At 54.7% G+C, this 26,480-nt stretch carries 23 protein-coding genes, 1 tRNA gene and 1 pseudogene; 14 read left to right on the forward strand and 11 right to left on the reverse strand.

Translation table 11 applies throughout. From position 1 onward, the window contains the following. The first annotated feature begins 5 nt into the window (after window positions 1–5). The 9 genes from GOV91_RS01055 (at window position 6) to GOV91_RS01095 (ending at window position 9,799) form a co-directional block, all read left to right on the forward strand. Window positions 6–1,430, forward strand: coding sequence for a deoxyribodipyrimidine photo-lyase (locus GOV91_RS01055; RefSeq protein WP_171234142.1), 1,425 nt, complete (start codon window positions 6–8; stop codon window positions 1,428–1,430). A gap of 69 nt (window positions 1,431–1,499) precedes the next feature. Then, complete coding sequence (locus GOV91_RS01060) at window positions 1,500–2,708, forward strand: cyclopropane-fatty-acyl-phospholipid synthase family protein (RefSeq protein ID WP_171234143.1); 1,209 nt, start codon at window positions 1,500–1,502, stop codon at window positions 2,706–2,708. Between the two features lie 15 nt (window positions 2,709–2,723). Further along, window positions 2,724–3,164 carry a TrgA family protein gene (locus tag GOV91_RS01065; RefSeq protein ID WP_171234144.1) on the forward strand — a complete coding sequence of 147 codons (441 nt, stop codon included), beginning with the start codon at window positions 2,724–2,726 and terminating at the stop codon, window positions 3,162–3,164. 27 nt (window positions 3,165–3,191) lie between these two features. After that, entirely contained in the window at window positions 3,192–4,307 is a 1,116-nt protein-coding gene (locus tag GOV91_RS01070; protein WP_171234145.1) for an NUDIX domain-containing protein, read from the forward strand. 68 nt (window positions 4,308–4,375) lie between these two features. Continuing rightward, window positions 4,376–5,410 (forward strand): cysteine synthase A, encoded by a 1,035-nt coding sequence (locus GOV91_RS01075; protein WP_171174399.1) that lies wholly within the window; start codon window positions 4,376–4,378, stop codon window positions 5,408–5,410. Next, window positions 5,410–7,833 carry a DUF3772 domain-containing protein gene (locus tag GOV91_RS01080; RefSeq protein ID WP_171234146.1) on the forward strand — a complete coding sequence of 808 codons (2,424 nt, stop codon included), beginning with the start codon at window positions 5,410–5,412 and terminating at the stop codon, window positions 7,831–7,833. The genes GOV91_RS01075 and GOV91_RS01080 overlap by 1 nt, the downstream gene beginning before the upstream one ends. Before the next feature lie 145 nt (window positions 7,834–7,978). Then, window positions 7,979–8,068: transfer RNA gene (locus GOV91_RS01085), tRNA-Ser, on the forward strand. A gap of 307 nt (window positions 8,069–8,375) precedes the next feature. Further along, a complete protein-coding gene (locus GOV91_RS01090) occupies window positions 8,376–8,744 on the forward strand; it encodes a group 1 truncated hemoglobin (RefSeq protein WP_171174395.1) in 369 nt (122 codons plus the stop codon). Continuing rightward, the gene (locus GOV91_RS01095; protein WP_171174393.1) at window positions 8,741–9,799 is read left to right on the forward strand and encodes an adenylate/guanylate cyclase domain-containing protein; all 1,059 of its coding nucleotides are present in this window, start codon (window positions 8,741–8,743) and stop codon (window positions 9,797–9,799) included. Before GOV91_RS01090 ends, GOV91_RS01095 begins: the two co-directional genes overlap by 4 nt. Window positions 9,800–9,805: 6 nt before the next feature. Here GOV91_RS01095 and GOV91_RS01100 read toward each other — a convergent pair whose 3' ends face one another. From GOV91_RS01100 to guaA, 9 genes are all read right to left on the reverse strand, one after another. Beyond that, window positions 9,806–10,420 carry a TetR/AcrR family transcriptional regulator gene (locus tag GOV91_RS01100; protein WP_171174391.1) on the reverse strand — a complete coding sequence of 205 codons (615 nt, stop codon included), beginning with the start codon at window positions 10,418–10,420 and terminating at the stop codon, window positions 9,806–9,808. A 104-nt stretch (window positions 10,421–10,524) separates the two neighbouring features. Further along, complete coding sequence (ppk2, locus tag GOV91_RS01105; protein WP_171234147.1) at window positions 10,525–11,394, reverse strand: polyphosphate kinase 2; 870 nt, start codon at window positions 11,392–11,394, stop codon at window positions 10,525–10,527. Window positions 11,395–11,443: 49 nt separating this feature from the next. Further along, window positions 11,444–12,397 carry an alpha/beta fold hydrolase gene (locus GOV91_RS01110; RefSeq protein ID WP_171234148.1) on the reverse strand — a complete coding sequence of 318 codons (954 nt, stop codon included), beginning with the start codon at window positions 12,395–12,397 and terminating at the stop codon, window positions 11,444–11,446. Next, a complete protein-coding gene (metA, locus tag GOV91_RS01115; RefSeq protein ID WP_171234149.1) occupies window positions 12,387–13,304 on the reverse strand; it encodes a homoserine O-succinyltransferase in 918 nt (305 codons plus the stop codon). The genes GOV91_RS01110 and metA overlap by 11 nt, the downstream gene beginning before the upstream one ends. A 36-nt stretch (window positions 13,305–13,340) precedes the next feature. Then, window positions 13,341–14,213 carry an ATPase gene (locus GOV91_RS01120; protein WP_171234150.1) on the reverse strand — a complete coding sequence of 291 codons (873 nt, stop codon included), beginning with the start codon at window positions 14,211–14,213 and terminating at the stop codon, window positions 13,341–13,343. A 52-nt stretch (window positions 14,214–14,265) separates the two neighbouring features. After that, entirely contained in the window at window positions 14,266–15,162 is an 897-nt protein-coding gene (locus GOV91_RS01125; protein ID WP_171234151.1) for a DMT family transporter, read from the reverse strand. A 100-nt stretch (window positions 15,163–15,262) separates the two neighbouring features. Then, window positions 15,263–16,426: an OmpP1/FadL family transporter gene (locus GOV91_RS01130; protein ID WP_171174378.1), complete on the reverse strand. Its 1,164-nt coding sequence runs from the start codon at window positions 16,424–16,426 to the stop codon at window positions 15,263–15,265. 127 nt (window positions 16,427–16,553) lie between these two features. Then, window positions 16,554–17,417, reverse strand: coding sequence for a DMT family transporter (locus tag GOV91_RS01135; protein WP_171234562.1), 864 nt, complete (start codon window positions 17,415–17,417; stop codon window positions 16,554–16,556). 364 nt (window positions 17,418–17,781) lie between these two features. After that, entirely contained in the window at window positions 17,782–19,341 is a 1,560-nt protein-coding gene (gene guaA, locus GOV91_RS01140) for a glutamine-hydrolyzing GMP synthase (protein ID WP_171234152.1), read from the reverse strand. Window positions 19,342–19,499: 158 nt separating this feature from the next. Here guaA and GOV91_RS01145 point away from each other — a divergent pair, with 158 nt between their 5' ends. Both GOV91_RS01145 and GOV91_RS01150 read left to right on the forward strand, forming a co-directional pair. Beyond that, window positions 19,500–20,195 (forward strand): MgtC/SapB family protein, encoded by a 696-nt coding sequence (locus tag GOV91_RS01145; RefSeq protein WP_171234153.1) that lies wholly within the window; start codon window positions 19,500–19,502, stop codon window positions 20,193–20,195. Window positions 20,196–20,332: 137 nt separating this feature from the next. After that, window positions 20,333–21,877: a trimethylamine methyltransferase family protein gene (locus tag GOV91_RS01150; RefSeq protein ID WP_171234154.1), complete on the forward strand. Its 1,545-nt coding sequence runs from the start codon at window positions 20,333–20,335 to the stop codon at window positions 21,875–21,877. On the opposite strand, the gene GOV91_RS01155 is transcribed toward GOV91_RS01150, so the two are convergent. After that, window positions 21,878–22,177 (reverse strand): DUF6477 family protein, encoded by a 300-nt coding sequence (locus GOV91_RS01155; RefSeq protein ID WP_171174369.1) that lies wholly within the window; start codon window positions 22,175–22,177, stop codon window positions 21,878–21,880. 241 nt (window positions 22,178–22,418) lie between these two features. Here GOV91_RS01155 and GOV91_RS01160 point away from each other — a divergent pair. After that, window positions 22,419–23,502 (forward strand): annotated as a pseudogene (locus GOV91_RS01160) (DUF6456 domain-containing protein). A gap of 60 nt (window positions 23,503–23,562) precedes the next feature. Here the strand turns inward: GOV91_RS01160 and GOV91_RS01165 are convergent. After that, window positions 23,563–24,111 carry a peroxiredoxin gene (locus GOV91_RS01165; protein WP_171234155.1) on the reverse strand — a complete coding sequence of 183 codons (549 nt, stop codon included), beginning with the start codon at window positions 24,109–24,111 and terminating at the stop codon, window positions 23,563–23,565. Between the two features lie 261 nt (window positions 24,112–24,372). Between GOV91_RS01165 and lipA the strand changes: the two genes are divergently transcribed. Together lipA and GOV91_RS01175 are read left to right on the forward strand one after the other, a co-directional pair. Next, window positions 24,373–25,323: a lipoyl synthase gene (gene lipA / locus GOV91_RS01170; protein WP_171234156.1), complete on the forward strand. Its 951-nt coding sequence runs from the start codon at window positions 24,373–24,375 to the stop codon at window positions 25,321–25,323. After that, complete coding sequence (locus GOV91_RS01175; RefSeq protein ID WP_171234157.1) at window positions 25,320–26,477, forward strand: amidohydrolase; 1,158 nt, start codon at window positions 25,320–25,322, stop codon at window positions 26,475–26,477. The genes lipA and GOV91_RS01175 overlap by 4 nt, the downstream gene beginning before the upstream one ends. The last annotated feature ends 3 nt before the right edge of the window (window positions 26,478–26,480 follow it).

Consider the following 26,480-nt stretch of genomic DNA (forward strand, 5'->3'; position numbering starts at 1 on the left):
CAAACATGGCACACGGGCAAACTCCGATCATTATTTGGTTCCGGCGGGATCTGCGCCTGTCGGACCATCCAGCCTTAACAGCAGCGGCTGAGAGTGGTCGCCCGGTTATTCCGGTCTTTGTTTGTGATGACCTTGTTGAACGCCTGGGTGCGGCACCAAAATGGCGTCTGGAGTTGGGATTGGGCGCGCTTGCCGAGGGATTGGCGAGGTTGGACAGCCGCTTGATCCTGCGAAGCGGGGATGCTCTGGCTCAATTGCAAAACTTAGTGACAGAGACCGGCGCCACTTCGGTCTATTGGTCGCGTTCTTATGATCTGGCCTCGATTGAGCGTGACACAGAGATCAAGGCCGCGTTGATCGAGCAACGTGTGACAGCCAAGTCCTTTGCCGGGCATTTGCTGTTTGAGCCTTGGACGGTCGCAACCAAGGCCGGTCAGCCCTTTCGCGTTTACACCCCCATGTGGCGCGCGGTTCAGGGCCGGGACGTTCCTGCGCCCGCTGCGCCGGTGACACGTTTGCAGTCACCTGCCACCTGGCCTGCAACTGAGGATCTGAACGCGTGGCGGATGGGGCGTGCAATGAACCGGGGCGCAGCCGTTGTGCGACCTTTCGTTCAACCTGGCGAGCAGGCCGCCCGCGATCATCTGGACGAGTTTCTGGACCGCGTTTCAACGTATTCCAGCCAGCGTGACCGGCTGGATCAGGACGGAACATCGAACTTATCTGAATATCTGTCGCTGGGCGAGATTGGCCCGCGCACGGTTTGGCATCGGGTCCACCAAGCTGCTTTGATGGGGGTTTCGGGCACCGAGGCTTTCTTGCGTCAGTTGGTGTGGCGTGAGTTTGCCTATCACCTGATGTACCACACGCCGCACCTGCTTAGCGACAATTGGAAGCCCGAATGGGATAGTTTTCCGTGGAACACGGACCCCGAACATCCGGACGTTATTGCATGGACACAGGCCAGAACCGGTATCCCTGTGGTCGATGCTGGTTTGCGCCAGATGTATGTGACAGGCCGGATGCACAACCGGGCTCGGATGATCGTGGCCAGCTATTTGACCAAGCATCTGATGACAAAATGGAAAATCGGGATGCAGTGGTTTGAGGAGTGCCTGATCGATTGGGATCCGGCCTGCAATGCGATGGGATGGCAATGGGTGGCGGGTTCTGGCCCTGATGCTGCGCCGTTTTTCCGAATTTTCAACCCTCAGACGCAGGCTGAGAAATTTGACCCAAACGGCGCTTATCTGAGGCGCTGGATTGCCGAAGGCCAGAGAAAACCCGGCGACACGGCCCGTTCCTATTTTAAAGCGGTCCCCCGGTCCTGGAACCTGCACGAGGACGCAGACTACCCAGCGCCAGTTGTTGCTTTGGCAGAGGGTCGAAGCCGCGCGCTTGGCGCATATGAAACCCGAAAAACCCACTAAGGAATTGAAAACTTGCCAGAAACAAAATCGCGGCCTAGCTTAATATCGACACCGCAAAGGGGAGAGCGGATGATCCTGACGACGACTGAAGGGCAAAAAGACTTGCCCAGATATTTTGCTCAAGTTTTCAAGATGCTGACCAAAATGGAATACGGGCGGCTTGATATCGTTTTGCCCGATGGTCGCACATTCCGTGCCGAAGGAGCCAAGCCGGGGCCGGTTGCTGAGGTCCACGTTCATGACGGCGATATCTTTGCGCGCCTGGTACGAGAGGGCGAGTTGGGCTTTTCCGATGCCTATCTGGATGGCCACTGGAGCACGCCCGACCTGCGTTCGTTCATGGACCTTGTGCATCTGGGATCCGAGACAGTGTATGACGGGTTTACCGGCAAATTCCTAGTGCAAGCCTATGAGCGGCTCCGGTTCTGGCTACACCGTAACAACCGGGCGCAGGCGAAAAAGAATATCTCGTACCACTACGATCTGGGCAATGATTTTTACAGCCTTTGGCTGGATGAAACCATGACCTATTCCAGTGCGATTTTCGAGACCGGACAGGAGAGTTTGGAAAAGGCACAGACCGCCAAATATGCAAGCCTTGTGGATGAGATGGGCGTCAAACCCGGCGATCATATTCTGGAAATCGGCTGCGGCTGGGGTGGGTTTGCGGAATATGCGGCCAAAGAGCGTGGTCTGCGTGTGACCTGTCTGACCATCAGCCAGGAACAGTTTAAATTCGCCAAGGAACGTATTTACAACGCAGGACTAAATGGTCAGGTGGAGTTCAAGTTGCAAGACTATCGCGACGAAAAGGGCTTGTATGACGGTATTGCTTCGATCGAGATGTTCGAGGCAGTGGGCCAAAAGTACTGGCCGGTCTATTTCGAAACTGTTCGTGACCGGCTGAAGCCTGGCGCACAAGCGACATTGCAGATCATCACCGTGGGCGATCATCGCTGGGACTATTACAAGAACGGTGTTGATTTCATTCAGAAATATATCTTCCCGGGGGGTATGTTACCGTCCCCCTCGATCCTGCGGCAGCAGATCGACCAAGCCGGATTGAGCGTTGTTAAGTCCAAAGAGTTTGGCAAAAGCTATGACCTGACACTGCGCCGCTGGTACGAGACGTTCAATTCCAAGTGGGACCAGATTGCTGAAATGGGTTTTGATGAGCGTTTTCGCCGCATGTGGAATTATTATTTGACCGCATGTGGCGCGGCCTTTGACACAAGCAATTGTGATGTGACACAGATCACCATAGCAAAACCAAGTTAACGAACGGACCGTCATATGCCCACTGCCTCGCGTCTTGTTGCCGCTGCTTGCCTTGTCGTGCTGGCCTTCATCGTCTCAGGGATGATCATCGACAATGGTGAAGAGGGTAAGGACTATGGGTACTTTACCTATGTAAACATGGCGCTTGGCGCGGCCTGTGGTTGGACAATCATGGGCAAGCGCGCCGGACGAGGATGGACGGCGGGCATCAACAACGGCCTGACAGGTGTGGCGTCGTTGGTATTTTGGGCCTTGTTCGTACAGGGCTGCTACGAGATGTTCCGCCTTGCCATGCGCAATAGATATGGCGGTCCGTTTGAGGCGGTCATGGCCATTTTCCAGATTGGTATCGAGTATGGCAAGTTGCTGATGGTCCCCGAAATTTTGATCGCATTTGCCGTTGGAGCAGTTGTCGCTGGTCTGGCCACTGAACAGGCCCATCGCCAATGGCGCTGATGCGAACTGCCACCTGAGAGATTGAATTTGTCTGATTTGTTTTTCTACGGAACGCTTCGACATTTACCGTTGCTTGAACGCGTTCTGGGTCGTCCGCTACAAGATATTTCCGTTCAATCGGCGGTTCTGCCTGATCACGCTGTTCACGCAGTGAAAGGGCAGGATTTCCCGATGATCCTGCCTTTGTCTGGCGACAGCGCGCACGGCGTGTTTGTTCAGGATTTGTCGTCTGAGGATCTGGCCAGGTTGGCATTTTATGAAGGAGCGTTCGACTACGACCTGACCCCTGTGACAGTTGATCTGCACGACGGGAACAAGCGTGAGGCAAAGGTCTTTTTTCCCGCACCCGGTAGTTGGAAACCTGATGGACAATGGTCTTTGCAGGGATGGGCAGACAGGGTGGGTGACATCACGGCTTTGGCCGCTGAAGAAGAGATGGCGTATTTTGGCAGGATCGAGCCTGAGGTGATGGCAGGTAACATTCGCGCCATTCAAACCCGGGCTTGGGCCAAAATTCTTGCGGACAAACGGCGCACAGGCGACCCAAGAGATACAAATAAGGATGTCATCGTGCATCGTCACGATCGCGCCTATGTCAACTATTTCGGGATGGAGGAAGTCGACCTTCAACACCGCCAGCATGATGGTTCAATGGGGCCTGTGCTGCATCGGGGCAGCTTGATGCAAGGTAGTGCCGTGTCCGTTCTGCCCTACGACCCGGCGCGGGATACGGTGCTTGTGGTCGAACAATTCAGGCCACCCGCTTTTTTGATTAACGACCCCGAACCGTGGCTTTGGGAGGCCGTGGCAGGGATGATAGACCCGGGCGAAGAACCCGAACAGGCCGCGCATCGTGAAGCGATGGAGGAAGCCGGTGTAAAATTCGATCGGTTGGAATACGCGGGTGGGGCCTATTCCTCAAGCGGGTCATCCACCGGTTTCATGTATCTGTATGTCGGATTGGGAGATTTGACCCATACGACAAACACCGGCGGTCTCGATACCGAAGGCGAAGACATTCGCAGTCAGATCCTGCCTTTCGACGCGTTCATCGACATGGCAGACCGTCATGTTTTCAAGGACGTACAATTGGTTGCTCTGGCTTACTGGCTGGCCCGTCATCGCGACAGGCTGCGTGTATGACTATCACGCTTGTGGTCACGGCGGCGCGGCTGTAAATCTTCTTCGATACCAAACGACAAGAGGGCGCCATGCGCATTGCACGAGACCTTGCCGACGCAGTCGGGAAAACACCGCTGATCCGGTTAAAGCGCATCAGTGAAGAAACCGGTTGCGAAATCCTGGGGAAGGCCGAGTTCATGAACCCTGGCCAGTCCGTCAAGGACCGTGCGGCGCTGTATATTATCCGGGATGCGATTGCGCGGGGCGAATTGAAACCCGGCGGAACAATTGTCGAAGGGACAGCAGGCAACACGGGGATCGGCCTGGCCCTGGTCGGAGCTTCGATGGGGTTCAAGACAGTGATTGTCATCCCTGAAACCCAGTCCGAAGAAAAGAAAGACATGCTGCGTCTGGCAGGCGCTCAGCTTGTGCAGGTTCCTGCCGCGCCTTACCGCAACCCCAACAATTTCGTGCATTACTCGCGCCGTTTGGCCGAGAAGTTGGCCAAGACCGAACCCAATGGCGCGATTTGGGCCAACCAATTTGACAATGTGGCCAACCGTCAGGCGCATGTGGAAACAACAGGCCCTGAAATTTGGGAACAGACGGACGGCAAGGTCGATGGTTTTGTCTGTGCCGTAGGATCTGGTGGAACGTTGGCCGGCGTGGCCGAGGCGCTGCAGCCCAAGGGTGTTAAGATCGGTCTCGTCGATCCGATGGGGGCAGGGCTTTATTCCTATTATACCACCGGCGAAATCGCGATGGAGGGGGGCTCGATTGCCGAAGGCATCGGTCAGGTTCGCATCACAAAGAACCTGGAAGGGTTTAAACCGGACTTCGCATACCAGATGAGCGACAACGAAGCGCTGCCGTATATCTTTAACCTGCTGCGCGAAGAAGGTCTGGTCATGGGGGGCTCGACCGCGATCAACATGGCCGGTGCGGTACGTCTGGCCAAAGAATTGGGGCCGGGCCATACCATCGTTACTATTCTCTGTGACTATGGCACACGCTATCAGTCCAAACTGTTTAATCCGGAATTCCTGCGTGAAAAAGAATTGCCTGTGCCGGATTGGATGACAGAGGCCCCCCGTAGTATTCCCGGCGTATTCGAGGACGTGTGATGCTGGCACAGGTCCGCCTGTTTCTGGTCCTGATATTTTTGTGCCTTGTTGGGTTCACAAGCAGCGCGAATGCGCAGTTGACCGATCGGCAAAGCGAGTACTACCAGGGGTGGCTAAGAACGGCGGACCGAGCTGAATCCGTGATCGAAGCGAACCGCGCTTCGGACGCGGCGTTAGAGAATTTACGTTCCGAAATAAACAATTACAGGGACGACTTCAATCGCGCTCGCGGGGCAAATACTGACCGTATCAACACGTTGCAAAGTCAAATCAAGGCTTTGGGTCCAAAACCCGAAGGGGACGCGCCCGAGCCTGAAGACATAGCTCAGCTTCGGGCCCATCTTGAAGAACAGCTAAACAGCCTGCGTGTGCCGCGTATCATATCTGAAGAGGCTTACAGCCGTGCAAATGGGCTGATCAGCGAAATAGACCAAATCCTGCGCACACGGCAAAAAAAAGAATTCTTTGAGCAGGGCCCATCGCCGATAAACCCGTCACACTGGGGCCCAGCATGGGTGGATATCAAAGAAGCAATCCAGAGCCTGACAAATGAAACGGTAACCAATCTGCGATCAGACGTCGTACGTGAACAGATTCGTGATCGCGGACTGGCGATCTTTGTATTGTTGGTCATTGCGGCTGTGCTGCTCATCTTTGGTAAACGTTGGTCTGAACGGGGTGGGGATTACCTGAGGTCCCTGGGTGGTGCCGGTACGGGTGTATGGTCTTTTGCCATATCCCTTTTTCGCATTCTGCTGCCTTGGGTTGGGGTGTTGGCCGTGGTCGTAGCAATCAGCCTCACCGGCGTGACCGGGTTGAGGGGAAGCTTGCTTCTGGAAAACGTCCCTTATTGGGCAGCGATCATTTTGTTTTATGACTGGATTGGTCGTCAAGCATATGTGATCGGGGCGTCACAAGGGTTCAAAAGGTTGTCTGCTGCGCGAATTTCCGAACTTCGCGTATATATCGATCTACTCGCTGTGCTGTTGGTTCTGCACGGAATGGCGCTTTTGTTTGAACGTATTGAAAACGTTTCCGACGCGACCCGCGCCGTCGTTAGTTTTCCGATTATCGTCGCAACAGCGTTGTTGCTTTTGCGAATACGCCAGATTCGATCAACAGACAGCTCAGATCAATCTGCTGCAACCGGCTCTGCGGGTTTCAGTCAAGTCGTAGAGTTCTTGCGTCGGGCGTTGTTCTTCTTGGGCATCAGTTCTCCTGTCCTTGCGATCTTCGGGTATACCAATGCCTCTGAAGCCATCGTGTTTCCCGCTGTAAAAACACTCGTGCTGATCGGCGCGCTGGTCATCCTGCAAAGATTTATCAGCCAAGTTTATGGATGGATCACCGGGCAAGGAGACGCGGCGCGGGATTCACTGTTTTCGGTACTGGTTGGATTTGCACTGGCCATCATCGCGTTGCCTATTCTGGCGATATACTGGGGCGCGCGTAAAACTGATCTGCTGGAAGCATGGTCGCGGTTGCTGCTTGGATTTGACATTGGTGGCGTCACAATCTCTCCCACCAATTTCCTGACCTTTGTTGCTGTTTTTGCGATCGGCTACACCCTGACGCGACTGTTGCAAAGCGGCTTGCGCAATTCGCTTCTTCCGAAAACCAAAATCGACCCCGGTGGTCAGAACGCAATTGTGTCCGGGTCGGGATATGTCGGGATTACGATAGCCGCGCTGATCGCAATCATGGTGGCAGGCTTTGATTTGTCATCGCTGGCCATTGTTGCGGGTGCACTGTCTGTTGGGATCGGCTTTGGCCTGCAAACGATCGTGTCCAATTTTGTGTCGGGCATCATTCTTCTGGTTGAGCGCCCGATCTCGAAGGGAGACTGGATCGATGTGAACGGGATGATGGGTTATGTCCGTGACATCTCGGTTCGGTCGACCACGATTGAAACCTTTGACCGAACCGATGTTATCGTTCCGAACTCGGATTTGATCAGCGGCGTGGTGACCAACTATACACGTGGCAACACGATCGGACGCGTCATCGTTCCTGTGGGCGTAGCGTATGGCACTGATACGCGACAGGTTGAAACCATTCTGGGCGAGGTTGCCAACAGCCACCCGATGGTTTTGGCCAACCCTGCACCCAGCGTTGTTTTCCAAGGGTTTGGTGCGGATTCCCTAGATTTCGAGATCCGCGCAATCTTGCGTGATGTGAACTGGGTATTGTCCGTGAAATCGGACATGAACCATGAAATCAACCGCAGATTCGCGGAAGCCGGGATTGAGATTCCCTTTGCTCAGCGAGATGTTTGGTTGCGAAATCCTGAAGCTCTCCAACCTTCTGAAAATGAAAAGCAGGGGCCTGTTAAGCCTGAGCCAAGCACGCCAAACACTCATTCGAACAGGCCCGTGGATATGACAGAGGCTGATTTGGATCCCGATACCGGGGATGAGGTGTGATTGCATAACTGCTGCCTCTGAACGGGCAGGTATTTGCGTTGTGAAAGCCGCGTGAGAACTGAATAACTTATTTGGTCCGTTCCAGATTTTTCACCACATTGGGGCCTTGCAAATCTAACCGCATTGGTCCAAATAACGCCGACACGGAGAGGTGGCCGAGTGGTCGAAGGCGCACGCCTGGAAAGTGTGTAGGCGGGAAACCGTCTCCAGGGTTCGAATCCCTGTCTCTCCGCCATAACCTTCCTAAAATTGACGGCAGTAGGCGAAGTGGTGCTGGTCGAGTTGTTTCACTGTTGGCAAACTTCGAAACTTTCGTGATGAACGAACGGGTGGGAGCGGTCATTAAATCTCGGCGCTTGCGTTTGCTACATCTGCTGCATTGATCCCTTGAAGTTGTTCACCCGCTGAAACCTGTGGCGGTTCTGGTTTGTATTCCCCAAAAGTTCTCCGTCGGCCGGATCGGGTAGATCATAAACGTTAACAAAAATATCAAATTGATATAGACTTGTGGTGTTATTGATCAGTAACGCGCGGGTATTCGTGTGGCACAGACACTTTATGAAAAGTATGGCGGCTTCAAAACAATCAGCCGCGTAGTAATGACCTTCTATGAGATGGCATTGGATTCTGACGAAATCGGCCATTACTTCGAAGACATCGATATGCCCCGTCTGATCGACCATCAGACGAAGTTTGTGTCTTCGTTAATCGGCGGTCCTGCATCCTTCAACGACGACAGAATTGAAGCTGTTCATCGGCATCTGAACATCTCGCACGATGAATTCGACGTCATGGCGGAACTGTTCGGCGATGCGCTGAGCGTTCATGGCATGTCGGACAATGACATCAAAACAGCGCTGGCTGCAATTGAGGGCAAACGGTCCATCATCGTCGTCCGGACAGCGGCATGAGCATACTGGCAATCAATGAGCAACTGTTGCGTGCCATTGGTGTTGGTGTCGCCGTGGTTCGTGCCTCGGATCTGGAGTTTGTGTTTCACAACGGACCTTTCGCGGAATGGTTTGGGGTACCAGAAGAAGGCAATACGCTTACAGACATTCTGCCGGACCTCGACTCCAAAGAGCTGGAGGATGTCAAACAATCTGGCCTTAGGTATTCCGTCGAACTTCAGATCAAACCAAAACGCCGAACATTGATCTTTGCGGTGGCAGTGTCTCTGGCCAATGGCCTGTCTGAACAGGTGCTGATTGTCGAATGTCAAAACATCACGCGCATTCGCGAGTTGGAAAGCATGATCGACAGCTATTCCACTATGGTCGAGCGCAATACCCGAGAACTTGAGCGCGAAAAGGAGAGGGTGGAGCGTCTGTTGCTGAACCTGATGCCAAAAGCTGTGTATGAAGAATTTAAGACCTTTGGTGTCGTGACACCGCAGCTGTACCAGCAGGTTTCGGTGGTCATGCTGGATTTTGTCGGGTTCACCGATTTTGCTGCCAAAACGGATCCGACCGTGACCCTTAGTGAGCTGAACGATATTTTCACAGCCTTTGACCGCATCGTCGAGCAATTCGGGTGCGAGCGGATAAAGACAATTGGTGACGCTTATCTGGCGGTGTCCGGCATGCCTGACCCAACCCCGGATCACGCCACGGCCGTTGCACATTGTGCCGTACGTTTTCTGCGTTATCTGGAGCGCCGGAACGAAAGCCACCCGCATAAATGGCAGGCCAGGATCGGTTTGGGGATGGGGGCTGCGGTCGGATCGGTCGTCGGTATTCAAAAATATGTCTATGACGTTTTTGGTCCGGCTGTGAATATTGCTTCCCGCTTGCAAGTATTTGCCAACCCGATGAATATCGTGGCCCCGGAAGAGATGAAATATGCGCTGATCGACGAATTTCAGGTTTCTGACCTTGGGTGTGTCGACATCAAGGGTATCGGCGAGATGGACCTGATCAATGTGACCTCAGGTCTGAGCATGCCACAGGGCAACAGGTTGCTCTGACCTGTTTCAGTCGTCCTGCGGAATGAGGCCAAGACCGCGCAGGTAAATGCCAATTCCACTTTCCAACAATTCTTCGGGTGGGAAAGGTGAAGTCGCGCCCGTGTTGCGCGCGAACAGTTCAACAACACCGTGGCTCATCGCCCAGATATGAGCGCTGAACATTGATGCAGGTGGGCGTTTTTCTGGCGGAATATGTTGAGACAGGTCCGCCGCCGCTTTTTCCAGAACAGACTTGGCGCGGTTGGCGGCCAAAGAAAGCTCGGTCGTGCGGTTCAAAGAGATCCCGCTTTCGAACATCGCGATATAATGGCCGGGGTTCTTGCGGGCAAAAGCCAGATAGGCGCGTCCGGTTGCCTCGAATGCCGCCAGCGCTGACGGCTGCCCCTTGTCATAGGCATATTGCATGAGGTCAGCGAACATCTCGAACCCTTGCCGCGCGGCCTCGGCAATCAGGTCCTCGCGGCCCTGAAAATGGCGATATACGGCTGCGGGCGTCACTCCGGCGGTTTTTGCGGCTTCGGACAGAGTGAAACCGGTCGGGCCTTTTACTTCGATCAGGGACAAGGCGGCCTCGACCAAAGCCTGTTTCAGGTTCCCGTGGTGATAACCGCGTTTCGTCATCCCGCCCTCAGCTGTTTTGATTCAGTGTTAAAAAGCAACGAGATAGCGCATACATGTGCGACCGTCCAACCTTAGCCACCATATGGCCACGATGAAACGAGGGTTTATGCATCCCAAATATCCGGGCCACCGCAAATCTTTGGATCAATCCTTCCGATGCTCTTTTTGTCTTTCTCATCATAGTCCAACGCGTGCAGCACCGTGCGAATGGCAGCGAGACGTGCGCGTTTTTTGTCGTCTGAACGCACAATCGTCCAAGGGCATACGTCGGTGTGCGATCTGGTCAGCGTTTCCGAGATCGACTGTGTATACTCATCCCACTTGTTCAGGCCCGCCACATCAATCGGGCTAAGCTTCCACTGTTTGAGCGGGTCTGTTTCACGCGCCAAAAAACGGTTCAGCTGCTCAGCGCGCCCGACATTGAGCCAGAACTTGAAAAGTTGAATGCCGTCATTCACCAGACCCATTTCCAGCGGCAAAACCTGACGGAAAAACCGCTCACGTTCCTCCTGTGTACAAAACCCGAAAACATTCTCGACGACACCCCGGTTGTACCAACTTCGGTCAAAGAACACGATTTCGCCCGCGGCAGGCAGGTGAGAGATATAACGCTGAAAATACCATTGGCTGCGTTCCGCGTCTGAAGGCTTGGCAAGCGCTACGTTGCGCGCGCCGCGCGGGTTCAGGTTTTCGCGGAACCGTTTGATGGTGCCACCTTTGCCGGCGGCGTCACGACCTTCAAAGATGATGGCCACTCGCTGGTCGGTTTCTTTCACCCAGGACTGCATCTTGACCAACTCGATCTGGAGAAGATCCATCTGATCGTCATAGTCCTTGGTCTTCATTTTCTCGCGATAGGGGTAAGAGACGTTCAGAATATCCCCTTTTCCCGATTTCTTGATTTCTTCCCGCACCGCTTTGGGAGCGTCTTTTTGATAATATCTTTCGATTGAACCTTTTTCGGACCGGGCCATATGTCACCTCGCGATAAAATCCATATCTTACTATGGATTAGAGCCCGGACTAACGCAAACCTGCGCGCTGTGCCGCACGATATATTGCGGCTGCAACTTCCGGGGCGGCGACCACCTGTGGCATATGTCCGATCCCGGGCAACTCGATAAGTTCGGCCCCGGGGATCTGGTCGATCAGGCGTTCTGAATGCCATTCAAGACCAACCGTGTCGTCAGCGGTTCCGTGAACGATTTCCGTCGGTACGGAAATCTCGCTATATCTTGGCTGTAGGCGTGTGATCTCATCCAACAGATTGGCGCGCTGTTTGGCGTTTGCGTGCATCGAACCCTGCCGGATCGTTAGCCCAGGGCCGAAGTGTTCAGCGTAGCCCTTGGGCGCGGCTTGCGGTGCAAACACTCTGTCCAGCGCTTGGGTGACATACCAGTCGGGTATGAACGAGCTGATCAGGGGCAGGGCCAGCGCATTGCCAGCGGTGGTTGAGGCCAGCCGGTTGAACCCATCCAAAGGTGTTTCCCACGGGATAGCAGCGGGGGCGATCAAAACAAGGGCCGAGATGTTATCAGGACGCGTCACAGCCCAGGCAAGCGAGACCGACCCGCCATAGCTTTGGCCTGAAACGATGGGTTTATCCGCCCCAAGCTGAGCCGCTGCACGTTGCAGAATATCTGCTTGTTCGATGATAGTTTCACCGTTGGGGTTAAAGCTTTCAGAATAACCCAGACCAGGACGATCAAACACGATGACACGGAAGTTCTGCGCCAGAATGGGGGCCAGCGCGAAGGTCATGTCACGTGTGTTCCCGCTGGATCCGTGGATCAAAACGACATCCGGGCCTTCTCCCATGACAACGGCATGAACAGCGATACCGTCGACATCCAGGATATGACCTTCTGGCGGAAAGGCTGCCTCGGCCATCGCTTCATTCCTGGCGCTGCGCCAAGCGGTCAGCACGGCCAGGCTTAAAACGATAAGACCAATGGATATCAAAGCTTTACTTGCCAATTTCACTCATATCAAAAGGTGTGGACTGATAGATCTCGTTGATCCAGTTGCCATACAGGAGATGCGCATGGCTGCGCCATCGGTTCTGTGGCGTCTTAGAAGGGTCATCATCCGGGTAGTAGTTGACCGGCACGTTGATTGGCGTGCCATTGGCAACGTCCCGGTCATATTCCTGTTTCAACGTATCGCTGTCATATTCGAAATGGTTGAAGATATAGAGTGCACGGTGCTCGGGATCTTCGACCAGACAAGGGCCCACGTCATCGCTACCCAGAAGAGTATTCAGACCAGAGGCGCGATCAATTTCATCTTGTTTCATTTCCGTCCAGCGGCTGACCGGGATCACACAATCATCCGAGAACCCACGCAAGAACGGCGAGGCCGGGTTCAGGTTCCGGTGGCGGAAACAACCAAAGGCCTTGGCATCCAGCATGTGTTTACGCACGCCGTGGAAATGGTTGATCATCGCCATACCGCCCCAGCAGACACCAAAGGTGGAATGAACATTCGTTTGCGTCCATTCGAAGACCTTGCTGATCTCTTCCCAATAGGTGACGTCGTCAAATTCCAGATGCTCGATCGGCGCACCCGTAATGATCAGACCGTCAAACTTCTGGTCTTTGACCTCCTGAAAGGGGTGGTAAAACTCCGACATGTGTTCTGCCGCAGTGTTCCTGGTACGATGTTCCGTCATGCGGATCAGGGACAGGTCGATCTGCAAGGGCGTCGCACCAATCAGGCGGGCGAACTGGTTTTCCGTCTGGATTTTCTTGGGCATCAGATTCAACAACCCGATGCGCAAAGGTCGAATGTCCTGACGCATGGCCTGATCTTCATCCATGACCATGACGCCTTCTTTCGTCAGGACGTCAAAAGCAGGAAGATCAGATGGGATTTTGATGGGCATGTGTTAGACTTCGAAGAGAATAAGGAAAACTGCTAGTTAGGCGTTCTTGGGCTCGGTCTCAAGGGTGCGCTCGATCAACTCATCGAAATCAGCCGCATCGCGGATCTTACCAATGTCATCTGCGGCAATCGTCACGCCCCAGTTTTTGGCCATCGCCTCATAGCGAGGCTGTCGGTGCGCCAGAGCCTGTGCATAGGTCCAGCGGACAAAATCATCGGGGTTTACATCGGATTCTGCGCACCCTTTTTGATCCAGATACTCGGCCCATGTGCGGGTCAGAAAGTCGGCTTGATAAGACATGGGTTTGGGTGCTTTATCGAACCGGCGTACCAATTCGGTTGTGTGTCCTTCATCACCCTTCAGCCAGATCATAAGAGTGTGACGGGACAGCTCTGACAAGATCTGATCCTTGGGGTCTTCGGGGTCGACCCATTCGCAGATCGAACCGCCCGTATCACAAATAAAATGCGGGTATTCATACAAACGTTCAGCACGATCGATGAAATACTCGGTGTCAAGAAGGGCGTGAATTTCAGCCAGGCGGAACTGTTCCTGTCTGCGACGGTACTCTGGCATCTCAAGCCCACCCAGAGCCGGATTGCCTGGTTTGCCAAGATAGGTGGCAACTGGGGTCAGGTTTTCGAACGAAATGTTCGAGCCGATAAAGATCGAATCCGACAACAGCAGTTCTCGTAGAAACGGAACCTTCATAGCCTCGGCCTTGGCGTTGTCGGTGATGTATTCGCCCATGTATCGTGTGCCGATCCGGTAATCGATCGAATAGTGGAACCAGTTCCCAGAATCCCTGAGGATGTTAGAGACATAGGTCTTGCCCAGGCCAGACATGCCAAAGAACAGCACTTTCTTGCGGCGGGCGGTGCGCCAGTCTTCGGCGGAGGTGTAAATCATGGTGAGCTGTCGTCCCTATTTTTGCCTTTGCTAAATCGGGCAACGGACGACGTCAATCACGACGGCCAGAGCGATTGAGTACCAAAAGACCCGTGGCAAGAATGCCAAAGCCCAAATAGGCATTGGGGGGCAGGGCTTCACCGCGCAGTAATGACCCCAGAACGATGGCGACAGGGGGAATAACCAGTGTCACCAACATCAGATTGCCACTGCCGGCCATGGCCAGAACACGGTAGTACAGCAGATAGGCCCCGGCGGTTGCAACGATCGCATAATATGCGATGGCAGCCCAGGTGACGGCTGGCAAAACCAGACTTGGCCAGCCGTCGATCATAAGTGTCAGCGGAAGGACCAAAATGGTCGATCCCGTCAACATGCCAGCCGCAGCAACAATCGGTGGGAGGTCGGACAAAGCGTATCGGGCCCACGCGGCCGCAAAGGCGTACGAAACTGTTCCTGCCAGTACCGCAAGCTGCGCTGTGCTTTGCAGGCTGAACCCAATGAAGTTTTGAATCCCGATGGCAATCGTGACGCCGATAAAGCCTAGACATACGCCAAACAGACGCGACCTTGTCAGGCGTTCATCGCGAAAAAACAGTGCTGCAACCAGCACTCCAAAAACGGCGGTTGTTGCGTTCAGAATCGCGGTCAATCCGGTGTCGATGTAGAGCTGCCCCCAAGCCATGAGGCTGAAGGGGATGGCATTGTTGAGCAGCCCCATGATCAGAAACGCACCCCAAACCCGAGGCGCACGCGGCACTTTGTGCCCTTGGGCCCATACGACAAGCCAAAGCACCAGCATGGCCCAGAAGGTGCGATGCAGAACGGACGTCATGACTGGAATCGTGTCCAGCGCGATTCGGATCGAGACAAAGGACGCGCCCCAGATGATGCCAAGCAGTAAAAGCTCGACCCAGGCGCGGGGTGAGAGGTGTTTTTGAGCACTCATGGCGTCACTGTCTCATCCAGGGGCTTATACCGCGACCCGGTTCTTGCGAAAAAGCCCCGCTGAAACAGCGGGGCTTTGACATGTACTGAGATGGTGGCGATCAGTTCAGAGCGTATGTGATCTGGAACCCAACACTCCAGGCGCTGTTGCCTGTGAATGTTGCGCGCGCACCGGGACCAGCGCCGTCTGCTGTTGCGTCGCCAATATCCGTATAGCGAATGCCGCCAGAAATCTGTGCATTCTCAAGAGAGTAGGTGCCGCCTACGCCGATGCTCCAGAAACCATCGGTCGGACCGAGGTTTGAAACCGGGGTACCTTGAGACGACTCGTAGCCAAGAGTCACAGCGCCGGAGAACTCTTCCGAGAACTGGTAGCCCAAACCCAGCGAGTAGGTGAAGGTGGCATCGTCATAGTCAACAAGGTTGCTGGTCGGTGGATAGTTTGGCGGGTTGTAAACCAGCTGTGGCCAGTCGACCCAACGTACCGATCCGAACAGCAAGGTTTTGGGGGCAACACCTGTCTGGAAGTCCAGATTGATGGACTGGGGCGTTTCAATTTCGCTGTTGGTGTTGAAGGTTGCAACCGTTCCCGGAGGAATTGGGGGAATTGGCGGTGGGTTCAGAGATTCTGTCTGCGAAAGATCATGGCTGATCTTCGAGTTGTAGGTCAGAGAGACGCGGGCCGCGATCTCAGGCTTTTCCCAGGCTACACCGATTACGTACCCAAATGCTGTGTCGGCGTTCGTGTCTACGTTATAGCCCGCAGCAAGTGGTACGGTGACTGACGCTTTTACGCGCTGCGCACGAATGCCGCCGATGGCACTAAAGCCTCCGTCGAACTTATAGCGCAACAATGCGGTGATCGCATCCGTGTCCGCCGTTGCCCTCAGAACGTCCGACCGACCACCGGGAATTGGGTTGATCGACAGTGGATAATTAGCTGCATATTGGATGTCAGCGCCAAAAGGCTGATCATACATGATCGCGAAATCAAGCTGTTCGGTCAGCGCCGCCTTGTATCCCAAATGCGGTGTAAAGAAGTCGTTCGCCACCTCGCCAGAGTCTTGAGGTTGACCAATGTTTGGACCTGCTAATGCAGGCATTGTTCCGGTCACGCTTGGGTTGGTATATCCAAGACGGAACTGCACGACCGAACCTTCTTCGAAAATCAAATTGATCCCCTGACCGCTTCGGTCAAGGCCACCTGCATGGGCTGTCGCGGCCCCAACGCACAGCGCGCAGGTTGTTAGTAATGTTCTTTTCATTCTGTCCTCCCTGTAGGTCTCCTGCGGGTTTTATTGGCGACTGTAGTGAGTGAATAGATCGCTTGCCCGTTGTATTCCGCACGATACTTTCTTTTTGGTTACTTTAAGGTCAACTGGTGACGGAGCGTTACTTGGTTCGACTCATGTTTGAAGTTGTTGCCAAATTGCTACGATTTTCAGACCAGGTATTTAAAAAGATGCCAGAGAAAATGATCGCAGCACCGATCAGAACCCAATGGTCGATGGGTTCGTGATAAAGGATCATGCCAACGACCGCTATCGTGGGAAGCCGGGCAAAGTCGAATGGAATGACGACGGTGGCCGGGGCAATGGCCAGCGCATTGGTGATGCAGAAATGGGCCAGCAATCCGGCCAACCCTACAAGTACAAGATAAGGGGCCGTGGTTGCGTTCGGCAGTGAAACCTGACCATCGAAACCCGCCGCTACAGCCCCCAATACAGCCTGCATGGCCGTTAACCAGAAAACGATGCACCCAATGCTGGCGAATCGTGTGAGTTTCTTGGTGGTGATCGTTGTAAAGGCAAAGAAAATCGCCGACAGCGCCGCGGTAACAAGGCCGGGGCTCAGCGGTGCCGAGCCGGGTCGGGTGACGATCAGAACGCCTGCAAATCCGATAAGCGCTGCTACAATCTTAAGCGGGGTCAGGCGTTCTTTGAGAAACAGAGGGGACAGCAGAATGACCCAGAGGGGTTGCGTAAATTCCAGCGCAAAGACCTGCGCCAACGGGGCCACCGCAAGCGCATAGAACCACAGGTTTTGTCCTGTGAAATGCAGTGTGTTGCGTATGGCGTGCAATCCCAAGCGTTCCGTTGAAACCTGCGTCCAGTTGCCTGTGACGGTTAAAACGACAGCCACGGTAAAGAAACCCACGATGCTGCGGTACATCATGATCTCGAAAGTGTCGTGGGTCAGGCTCAACTCGCGCCCGGCAACGGCCATGGATGAAAAAGAAGCAATGGCACCGGTCATCCAGAGTGCAGCTTGAAGTGTTTTTGCTTGTGGCTGTGTCACGATAAATCTGCTGATCCGGGTGCGCCTACACAGCACTCTTAGGCATTCCGAATGTCAACGGGTCAATGGTCGTTTAGGTATGGAAAAGCCCAAATGCGCTACAATAAAAACAATACCGCCGGGCGACAGCAGTTAAATGGCATAACTCACAGAGTTTAAGCGATTTTCCAAAACCCGATCTACTGCGCATCGGCTCTGGTTGCAGGTGCATTCGATTTGCAGAACGTGGATCAAAGCGACCAACGTATCTGCAAATCCGAATTTCCCAACAATATTGGTCCTGAGTGTTGAGTAGAAAACGCCCGTGCTCAATGTGGCAGGTTCACTCCCACTCGATCGTTCCCGGCGGTTTCGATGTGATGTCATAGGTGCATCGGTTGATGCCCTTGACCTCGTTGATGATCCGCGTGGCGGTTTCGCCCAGAAATTCATGTTTGAACGGATAGTAGTCAGCGGTCATACCGTCGACTGAGGTGACGGCCCGCAACGCGCAGGCATAGTCATAGGTACGACCGTCGCCCATGACACCCACGGTGCGTACAGGCAGGATAGCGACAAACGCCTGCCAGATTTCGTCATACAAGCCATGCTTGCGAATCTGGTCGATATAAACGGCATCGGCCTCGCGCAGAATTTCCAGCTTCTCACGGGTGATCTCGCCGGGGCAGCGGATTGCCAAGCCCGGTCCGGGGAAGGGGTGGCGGCCGATGAAGCTCTGCGGCAGTCCGAGTTCACGGCCCAGTGCGCGGACTTCGTCCTTGAAGAGTTCACGCAGCGGTTCGACCAGTTTCAAACCCATCTTTTCCGGCAGGCCACCCACGTTGTGGTGCGACTTGATGGTCACCGAAGGCCCACCCGAGAAGGACACCGACTCGATGACATCCGGATAGAGCGTACCCTGAGCCAGGAATTCAGCACCCTCGATGGTGTCGGCGTGTTTCTGGAACACGTCGATGAACAGCTTGCCGATGATCTTGCGCTTGGTTTCCGGGTCGCTCTGACCTTCGAGTTCGCCCAAGAACAACTCGGTTTCGTCTGCATGGATCAGCTGAATATTATAGTTGTCGCGGAACATGCCCACGACCTCTTCGGCCTCGTTTTTACGTAGCAAACCGTGGTCCACGAAGACACATGTCAGCTGATCCCCGATGGCTTCGTGGATCAGGATCGCCGCGACCGAGCTGTCGACCCCGCCGGACAGACCGCAGATGACCTTCTTATCGCCGACCTGTTCGCGTATTTTGCGGATCATCTCTTCGCGATATGCACCCATGGTCCAGTCGCCCTTGAAACCCGCCAGCTTGACGAAATTCTCGTACAGTTTAGCACCTTTGGGCGTGTGGTGGACCTCGGGGTGGAATTGCACTGCATAGAAGTGGCGCGATGCGTCAGCCGTGATGGCGTAAGGCGCGTTGGGCGAGGTGCCAAAGACCTCAAACCCAGGCGCGATTTCACTGACGTGATCGCCGTGGCTCATCCAGACCTGCTCATCCCCATCGACGAACCAGCCGTCCAGAATATCCAAGGTGTTTTCAGGGGTGACAAAAGCCCGACCAAATTCAGCAGTGCCGTGGCCGCTTTCCACCTTGCCGCCCAGTTGATGCATCATCACTTGCTGGCCATAACAGATGCCCAGAATTGGTACGCCATAGTCGAAAATCTCTTGCGGTGCGCGAGGCGAACCTTCGCGTGTCACGCTGTCGGGACCACCCGAGAAGATCACGGCGCGCGGGGCCATTTCCCGCACGAAATCCATCGTGACGTTCTGATATGGGTGGATTTCGCAGTAGACATTCAGCTCACGTAGGCGGCGGGCAATGAGCTGCGTCACCTGGCTGCCGAAGTCGATGATCAGAAGGCGGTCATGGGATGTCTGGGTCATGCCTGCGCCTTAGGGCAAGCCCGCTCAATTCGCAAGGGCGACATCCAATTCCTGTGGATTTTCAGGACCGGAAAAAAGCCAATTGTAAAAGTTTTGTAACAAAAATATGACAACCGGATGGAATCCTAGTCTGGATTCGTCTGGATAAGGATCATGAATTGCCGATTTCGATAGAAATTGCTGCGTTGAATCTGGCGCTGGCGTTGTTTTGCGGCGCATTGATCGGGTCGGAACGGCAAGTCCGACAGAGGATGGCGGGTTTGCGCACAAACGCACTGGTGGCCCTGAGCGCTGCGGCCTTTGTTGTGTTTTCTGCGCTGTTTCCGGATGAAGTCAGCCCAACCCGAGTGGCGGCACAGGTCGTATCCGGTATTGGATTTTTAGGGGCTGGGATCATCTTTCGTCACGGCTTCACGATCCACGGTCTGAATACGGCCGCAACCTTATGGTGTTCGGCGGCGGTTGGAATGATGGCGGGGACGGGGGCTTGGCTGTTCGCTTTGATGATGACGGGCTTCGTCATTTTCGTGAACCTGGGTCTCAGGCCATTGGTAAAATGGCTCAAGCGTACAACACGGGCCGGGGTTCCGTTGACGCAAGAATTCAAGATTCTGCTGCAATGCAAGGAAGAGACGCAGGCCGATGCGCGTGTCGCGGTTCTGAAGGCTCTGGCCCAAAATGACATTCGAATTGTGGGGTTCGAAAAAGGAGACGGCGCAGACGGGTCGCAAACAATCGCGGTTTTGGTTTCGATGGAAGACCACCCCGAAGAGCTTCAGCACAAGGTGGTTGCGCCACTTATGCTGGAACCGAGTATCGAGAGTATTGAGTGGGATAGCGTTTCGGAAGCCTGATGAACTTTGACGTGATGTTCACCGCCAAGTAGGGTGGCAATGTCGCTTTTCCCCCTAGAGCGCCGCAATCCCGATGCCTGCGATTCGGTAAACCTGTATCTAAAGCTGCAATCTAACCAACCAGACGGGATTTTCTCATGGCAGAGGCAAACACCCGGCGCAGGGCAAGAGGTGGCGGTGGCGCCGCCCGCCGAGCCGAGCGCACCGCAGTCAGAATAGAGACCGCGAAATACATCGAACGTAACATTCCGAATTTCGAGGTCCTTAATGAAGAGGCGCTTGAAATCATCGAAAACAACGCGGAAACCGTGTTGGAAGAGATCGGTGTTAACTTCGTCGACAACCCCGCTGCGATTGAACGTTGGCGTGAAGTCGGTGCCGATGTTGATGGGGAACGTGTTCGCATCCCGCGCGGCCTTGCGCGCGAGTTGATCAAGACTGCTCCAAGCCAGTTCACACAGCACGCCCGCAACCCCGAGAAATCGGTGGTTATCGGCGGTCGCAACATGGTTCTTGCTCCGGTCTACGGACCTCCGTTTGTGCGCGATGCGCAAGGTGGCCGTCGTTATGCGACCATGGACGACTTCAACAAGTTCGTGAAACTGGCCTATATGTCCAAATGGTTGCATCACTCGGGCGGTACCGTATGCGAACCAACCGACATTCCGGTGAACAAGCGCCACCTGGACATGCTGAAGGCGCATATGACGCTGTCTGACAAACCCTTCATGGGCTCGGTGACCGACCCCAGCCGGGCTCAGGACTCGGTCGAAATGTGCGAGATCCTGTTCGGTAAGGAGTTCGTGCAGGAAAACACAGTGATGACTTCGCTGACCAACATCAACTCACCGATGACCTTCGACGACGTGATGATGGGCTCGCTTGAGGTATATGCCCGCAACAACCAGGCGTGCATCATCTCGCCCTTTATCGTGGGCGGTGCGATGGCTCCGGTTTCGGTTGCCGGTACCCTGACGCAGGTTTTGGCCGAGGTTATGACAGGTGTGGCTTACAGCCAAATTGTCCGTCCAGGCGCACCTGCAATCTTTGGCGCATTTGTCTCGTCGATCGACATGAACTCGGGCGCGCCCACCTTTGGCACGCCTGAAGCAGCCCACATCACCTATGGTGCAGGCCAGTTGGCGCGTCGCCTGAACCTGCCATACCGGTCGTCGGGCTCGTTCTGCGGGTCGAAGCTGCCGGACGCTCAGGCCGCTTATGAAACAGCAAACTCGCTTAACATGGGCCTGTTGTCTGGTGTGAATTTCATGTTGCATTCCTGCGGCTGGCTGGAAGGCGGCCTGGTGGCCGACTTCGAGAAGTTCGTCATGGATGCAGATCAATTGGGCGTTCTGCATTCGCTGGCCAAAGGTATCGCATATGATGACAACGCGCAGGCCATGGACGCGATCCGCGAAGTCGGCCCAGGCGGTCACTATCTTGGCTGTGCCCACACCCAGGCGAACTTCAAGGACGCCTTCTGGAAATCCGAACTGCTGGACTACAAACCTTATGAAACCTGGCAGGAAGAGGGCGCACGGGATACGCGCACGCTGGCAACTGCGCGGGTCGAACATTTGCTGGCCAATTACCAGCAACCGCAGATGGACCCGGATACAGCAGCGGCGTTGGAAGCCTATATTGCTGAGAAAAAAGCTTCCATGCCGGATGCATTCGCCTGATTACTGAAAAGCGTGGGCGCGGCTGGCCTGATACAGCTGCGCCTCACCCAACAATGCAATAAGCAAGTCCAGATGACGCACCAGTGAATAGGCAGCGTCGTCGTCTTTGCGTTGTGCATTCACTTCCTTTTCCATCTCTATCAAACGAAGCAGCGCCTGACCTGAACCCGGCAGCGAACCGTATCCCAAGATACGTTGCAGATGCCGGTCCCGATTGTAATCCTGCGCCCCGAATTTGGCGGCCCGCGTCAGCATACGTGGACGGCGAAGGGTTGTGATCATCGTCATCAGGTCCTGCATGTGGTGTATCCCTTTTCGTGAAGAATTCTGGGGGCTTTGTGACACAACCTAAGCGGGTGTTGCCTGAGTATCAGTCTGGCCGAACGATGGTTTCACGACTGTTTATCTTTTTGAATCAAATCTGGTTCGTGCCTTGGGCGGTTAACGAACGAGTAACGAATGGACCTCTAGTTAGAATTGGTTAACCCGCATTCCGAGGGCGAAAAGTGACAGTTTGTTTTGTCGACGAGGGCAAATAAAGATGGAAAACAACATGGCTTTCACCATTCCGGCATGGGTTCCAGAAGGGGCACAACGATACCTTGCCCATACCGAAACCGGCCGCTCGATCCGCGACATTGCGCGGTCAGCCGGATGCCATGCTTCAACGATCCTCAGGCAAATTCGGCGTATTGAGATGCGTCGCGATGATCCGTTGGTGGATGCGGCTTTGCAATCGCTTGCTGAAACGCATTTTTCGGTGTCGTGTGAGGGCGGCAGGTCCTTTGCTGCGCAAGACGAGGCGGCAAAGGAGGAGGAGTTCGAACACGATGCCCTACGCATCTTGCGACGTCTAAGCGAGGCAGGATCTGTGCTTGCAGTGGCTGAGGAAATGGACAAGGCCGTTGTTGTCCGCGACACGGGCAATAACGCGGCAACCAGAACAGCGGTTGTCGATTGTAAAATCGCGCAGGCATTGGCCTTGAAAGACTGGATTGCCTGCGACAATCCGGGGCGTATCTCGCGATATCGGATCACGACGACGGGGCGAACAGCGCTGAGCCACTTGATTGCGCAGGCAGAGAATAAATCCCGGTCCGGGACAGGACCGGGCTTTGCCGAAGCGCAAAGCGGGTTTCAGACCAAACCGTTCGGTAGTTCCGCGCAGGGCGTCAGTCGCATTCGCTATAGCGCCACGGAAAGTCCCTTGACTGCGTTGGCCCGGCGTAGGGACAGGGACGGAAAACCGTTTCTGGACGACACGCTTGTCAAAGCGGGCGAACGTTTGCGCGAAGATTTTGAGTTGGCGCAAATCGGCCCTCAGGTCTCGCAGAATTGGGATCGTTTCCTGACGGCTGGGGGGGCGAAATAATCACGACAGCGATGCGCATGGGGGGCGGGGCTTTTCAGATGCACGCGATCGTGTGGCACGCGCGTTGTCTGATCTGGGTCCAGGGCTAAGTGATGTTGCCTTGCGATGCTGCTGCTACCTTGAAGGGCTGGAATTGGCAGAGAAACGTATGGGGTGGTCTGCCCGGTCCGGCAAAATTGTCCTGCGCATCGCCTTGCAGCGGCTCAAACGGCATTACCTGGAACAAGCCGAACGCGACCGCATGATTGGTTGAGCGTCACTGAAAACGCCAAAGGCCCGCCGAAAGCGGGCCTTTTCATATTCAAACAGCGGTTCAGGCCAGTTCCGGCTCGACCGCCTTTTGCAGATGTTCCATCAGGTTTTCCGGCGACGAGACGCCGTAAGGATCTTCGGGGCAGTTGTCCATCAGGCCGGGCTCTTCGAACCAGGCCTCGACCACGCCATCATTGACGATGGCGGCATAGCGCCACGAACGCATGCCGAAACCCAAATTGTCTTTGTCGACCAGCATGCCCATCTTGCGGGTGAACTCTGCCGAGCCATCGGGGATGACTTTGACGTTTTGCAGACCCTGGTCCTGCGCCCATTTGTTCATAACGAAACTGTCGTTGACGGACATACAGTAAATCTCGTCAATTCCGTTGGCGGTGAAATCAGCAAAGCCTTTCTCGAATCCGGGCAGTTGGTAGGTCGAGCAGGTCGGTGTGAACGCGCCCGGCAGCGAGAACAGGATCACGCGCTTTCCAGCAAAATAATCGGCGGTTGTCTTGTCTTCCCAGCGGAAGGGGTTCGACCCCTCGATGTTCTCGTCACGGACGCGGGTGTGAAAGGTCACGTCAGGCAGTTTTGCGCCAGATTTCATGTTCAAGCTCCTGTGATTCACTTGTGATTTTTTCGTGAGTTAAAACAGTTCTAAGTCGCATTCAATCGGGTAAATTCTGCAGTCGCGAATTCTTTGGATGCGTGTTAGATTTTGAAATATAGTATAAAAACCATTAGTGAGGTTGGTTTTGCTGCGGTTGCTTGGATACGGTGCATAGCGGCTATGCGTCGCTGGTGTAACGCTGGTAACAGGTTTATGTTATACGTAACAAAAGTTGACCCAAAGTCAGGACATCTGCCCGTGCGAGATCTCAAGATCCCAGAACAACGCCATCCGGAAAAAGCGCATCGCCCGGATAACACGCAACCCAAGAAGCCAAACTGGATCAGGGTCAAGGCGCCGGGTGGCAAGGGCTATGCAGACACGCGAAAGATCATGCGTGACAACAATCTGGTGACGGTATGTGAAGAAGCGGGTTGCCCCAATGTTGGCGAGTGCTGGAGCCAGGGTCACGCTACCATGATGATCATGGGCGAGATTTGTACTCGGGGCTGTACCTTCTGCAATATTGCCACCGGCCGCCCTGACGAACTTGATGCTTTTGAACCCGGTCGCGTTGCGCATGCGGTGGAAAAACTTGGGCTGAACCACGTTGTCATTACTTCGGTGGACCGCGACGACCTGAACGATGGCGGGGCTGAACATTTTGCTCAGACTATTCGCGCTGTGCGCCACCGTTCTCCCAAAACCACGATCGAGATTCTGACGCCGGACTTCCTGAAATGTGAGCCCGAGGTGCTTGAGATTGTGGTTCAGGCAAAACCGGACGTGTTCAATCACAACCTGGAAACCGTACCGGGCCTTTATCCCGAGGTGCGTCCGGGCGCTCGGTATTTCCATTCATTGCGTTTGTTGCAGCGCGTGAAAGAACTGGATCCGTCGATCTTCACCAAATCTGGTATCATGGTCGGCTTGGGCGAAAACGAACAGCAGGTCCGTCAGGTTATGGACGACATGCGCGCGGCGGATATCGACTTTTTGACCATCGGTCAGTATCTGCAACCGACTCCAAAGCACCATGGTGTGGATCGTTTCGTCACGCCGGAAGAATTCGCGTCTTACGAAAAGGCGGCCTATGGAAAAGGCTTCCTGATGGTGTCGGCAACACCGTTGACCCGGTCATCGTACCACGCAGGTGATGATTTCGCCCGTCTGCGTGCCGCACGGCAAGAGAAGTTGCAGCAAGCGTGAGCCCTGAACTATTTGCACGGCTCACCAGCCTGCGCCGCGAGCTGCACCAACATCCCGAGCTTTCGGGGCAGGAGGGTGAAACTGCTGCCCGGATCGCTGCTCTGTTGCGCAACGCCAAAGCTGATCATGTGTTAGCCGGATTCGGGGGCCACGGCGTGGCCGGTGTGTTTGAAAGCGGTCGTCCGGGGCCCACCGTGGGTATCCGATGTGAATTGGACGGGTTGCCGATTCAGGAAATGTCTGACCTGCCTTATGCTTCAAAAACAAAAGGCAAAGGGCATCTTTGTGGACATGACGGCCATATGACGATGGTGCTGGGCGTGGCCGATGCTTTGAAATCCCAACGCCCGACATCTGGCCGCGTTGTTTTGATTTTCCAACCTGCGGAAGAGACCGGCCATGGGGCCATTGCGTTCCGCGCAGATCCCCAGTTTGGAGAGATTTCGCCTGATATCATACTGTCCCTTCATAACCTGCCGGGATTGGAGCTTGGCACCGTTGAGCTTTGCACTGGCCCCGCAAATTGTGCCTCGCGCGGAATGCAGATTGTATTGACAGGCAAAACCTCGCACGCGGCCGCGCCTCAGGATGGGGTGTCACCTGCTGGTGCTTTGGCCAAACTGTTGCCTGCATTGGCGGGCTTGGGGGCAGGCGGCGGCCTGGATGATGACTATGCGTTGACCACGGTCACGCATGCGAAATTGGGTGAGCGCACAGTGGGTGTTGCGCCTGGGCGCGCTGATCTATGGGTGACATTAAGAACAGTCTCAGACCGGCGGATGATGCGACTGATGACTGACGCCGAAGCGATGGTCCGTGAGACCGCGCAGGCCGAAGGTTTGTCGATCGAGATTACCTATGACGAGGTGTTCGAAGCCTGCGTCAATCACCCAGAAACGGTCTCAATCCTGAAGCAAGCCTGTGTTGATCAGGGCATTGCCTGCACGCTCGTGGAGCAGCCACAGCGATTTTCAGAAGATTTTGGCCAATTCGGCAAAAGCGCAAAAGCCGCGATGTTCTGGTTGGGATCGGGTCGGGATCACCCACAACTGCACAATCCGGACTATGATTTTCCAGATGCGTTGATACCCGCAGGTGTTGGGATCTTCCTTAACGCCATTTACGCTATTCTTGGAAGGCGATCGTCAGTTTGAATT

Origin of the sequence: Ruegeria sp. HKCCA6837, assembly GCF_013034475.1 — a bacterium.
Taxonomy (GTDB): domain Bacteria; phylum Pseudomonadota; class Alphaproteobacteria; order Rhodobacterales; family Rhodobacteraceae; genus Ruegeria.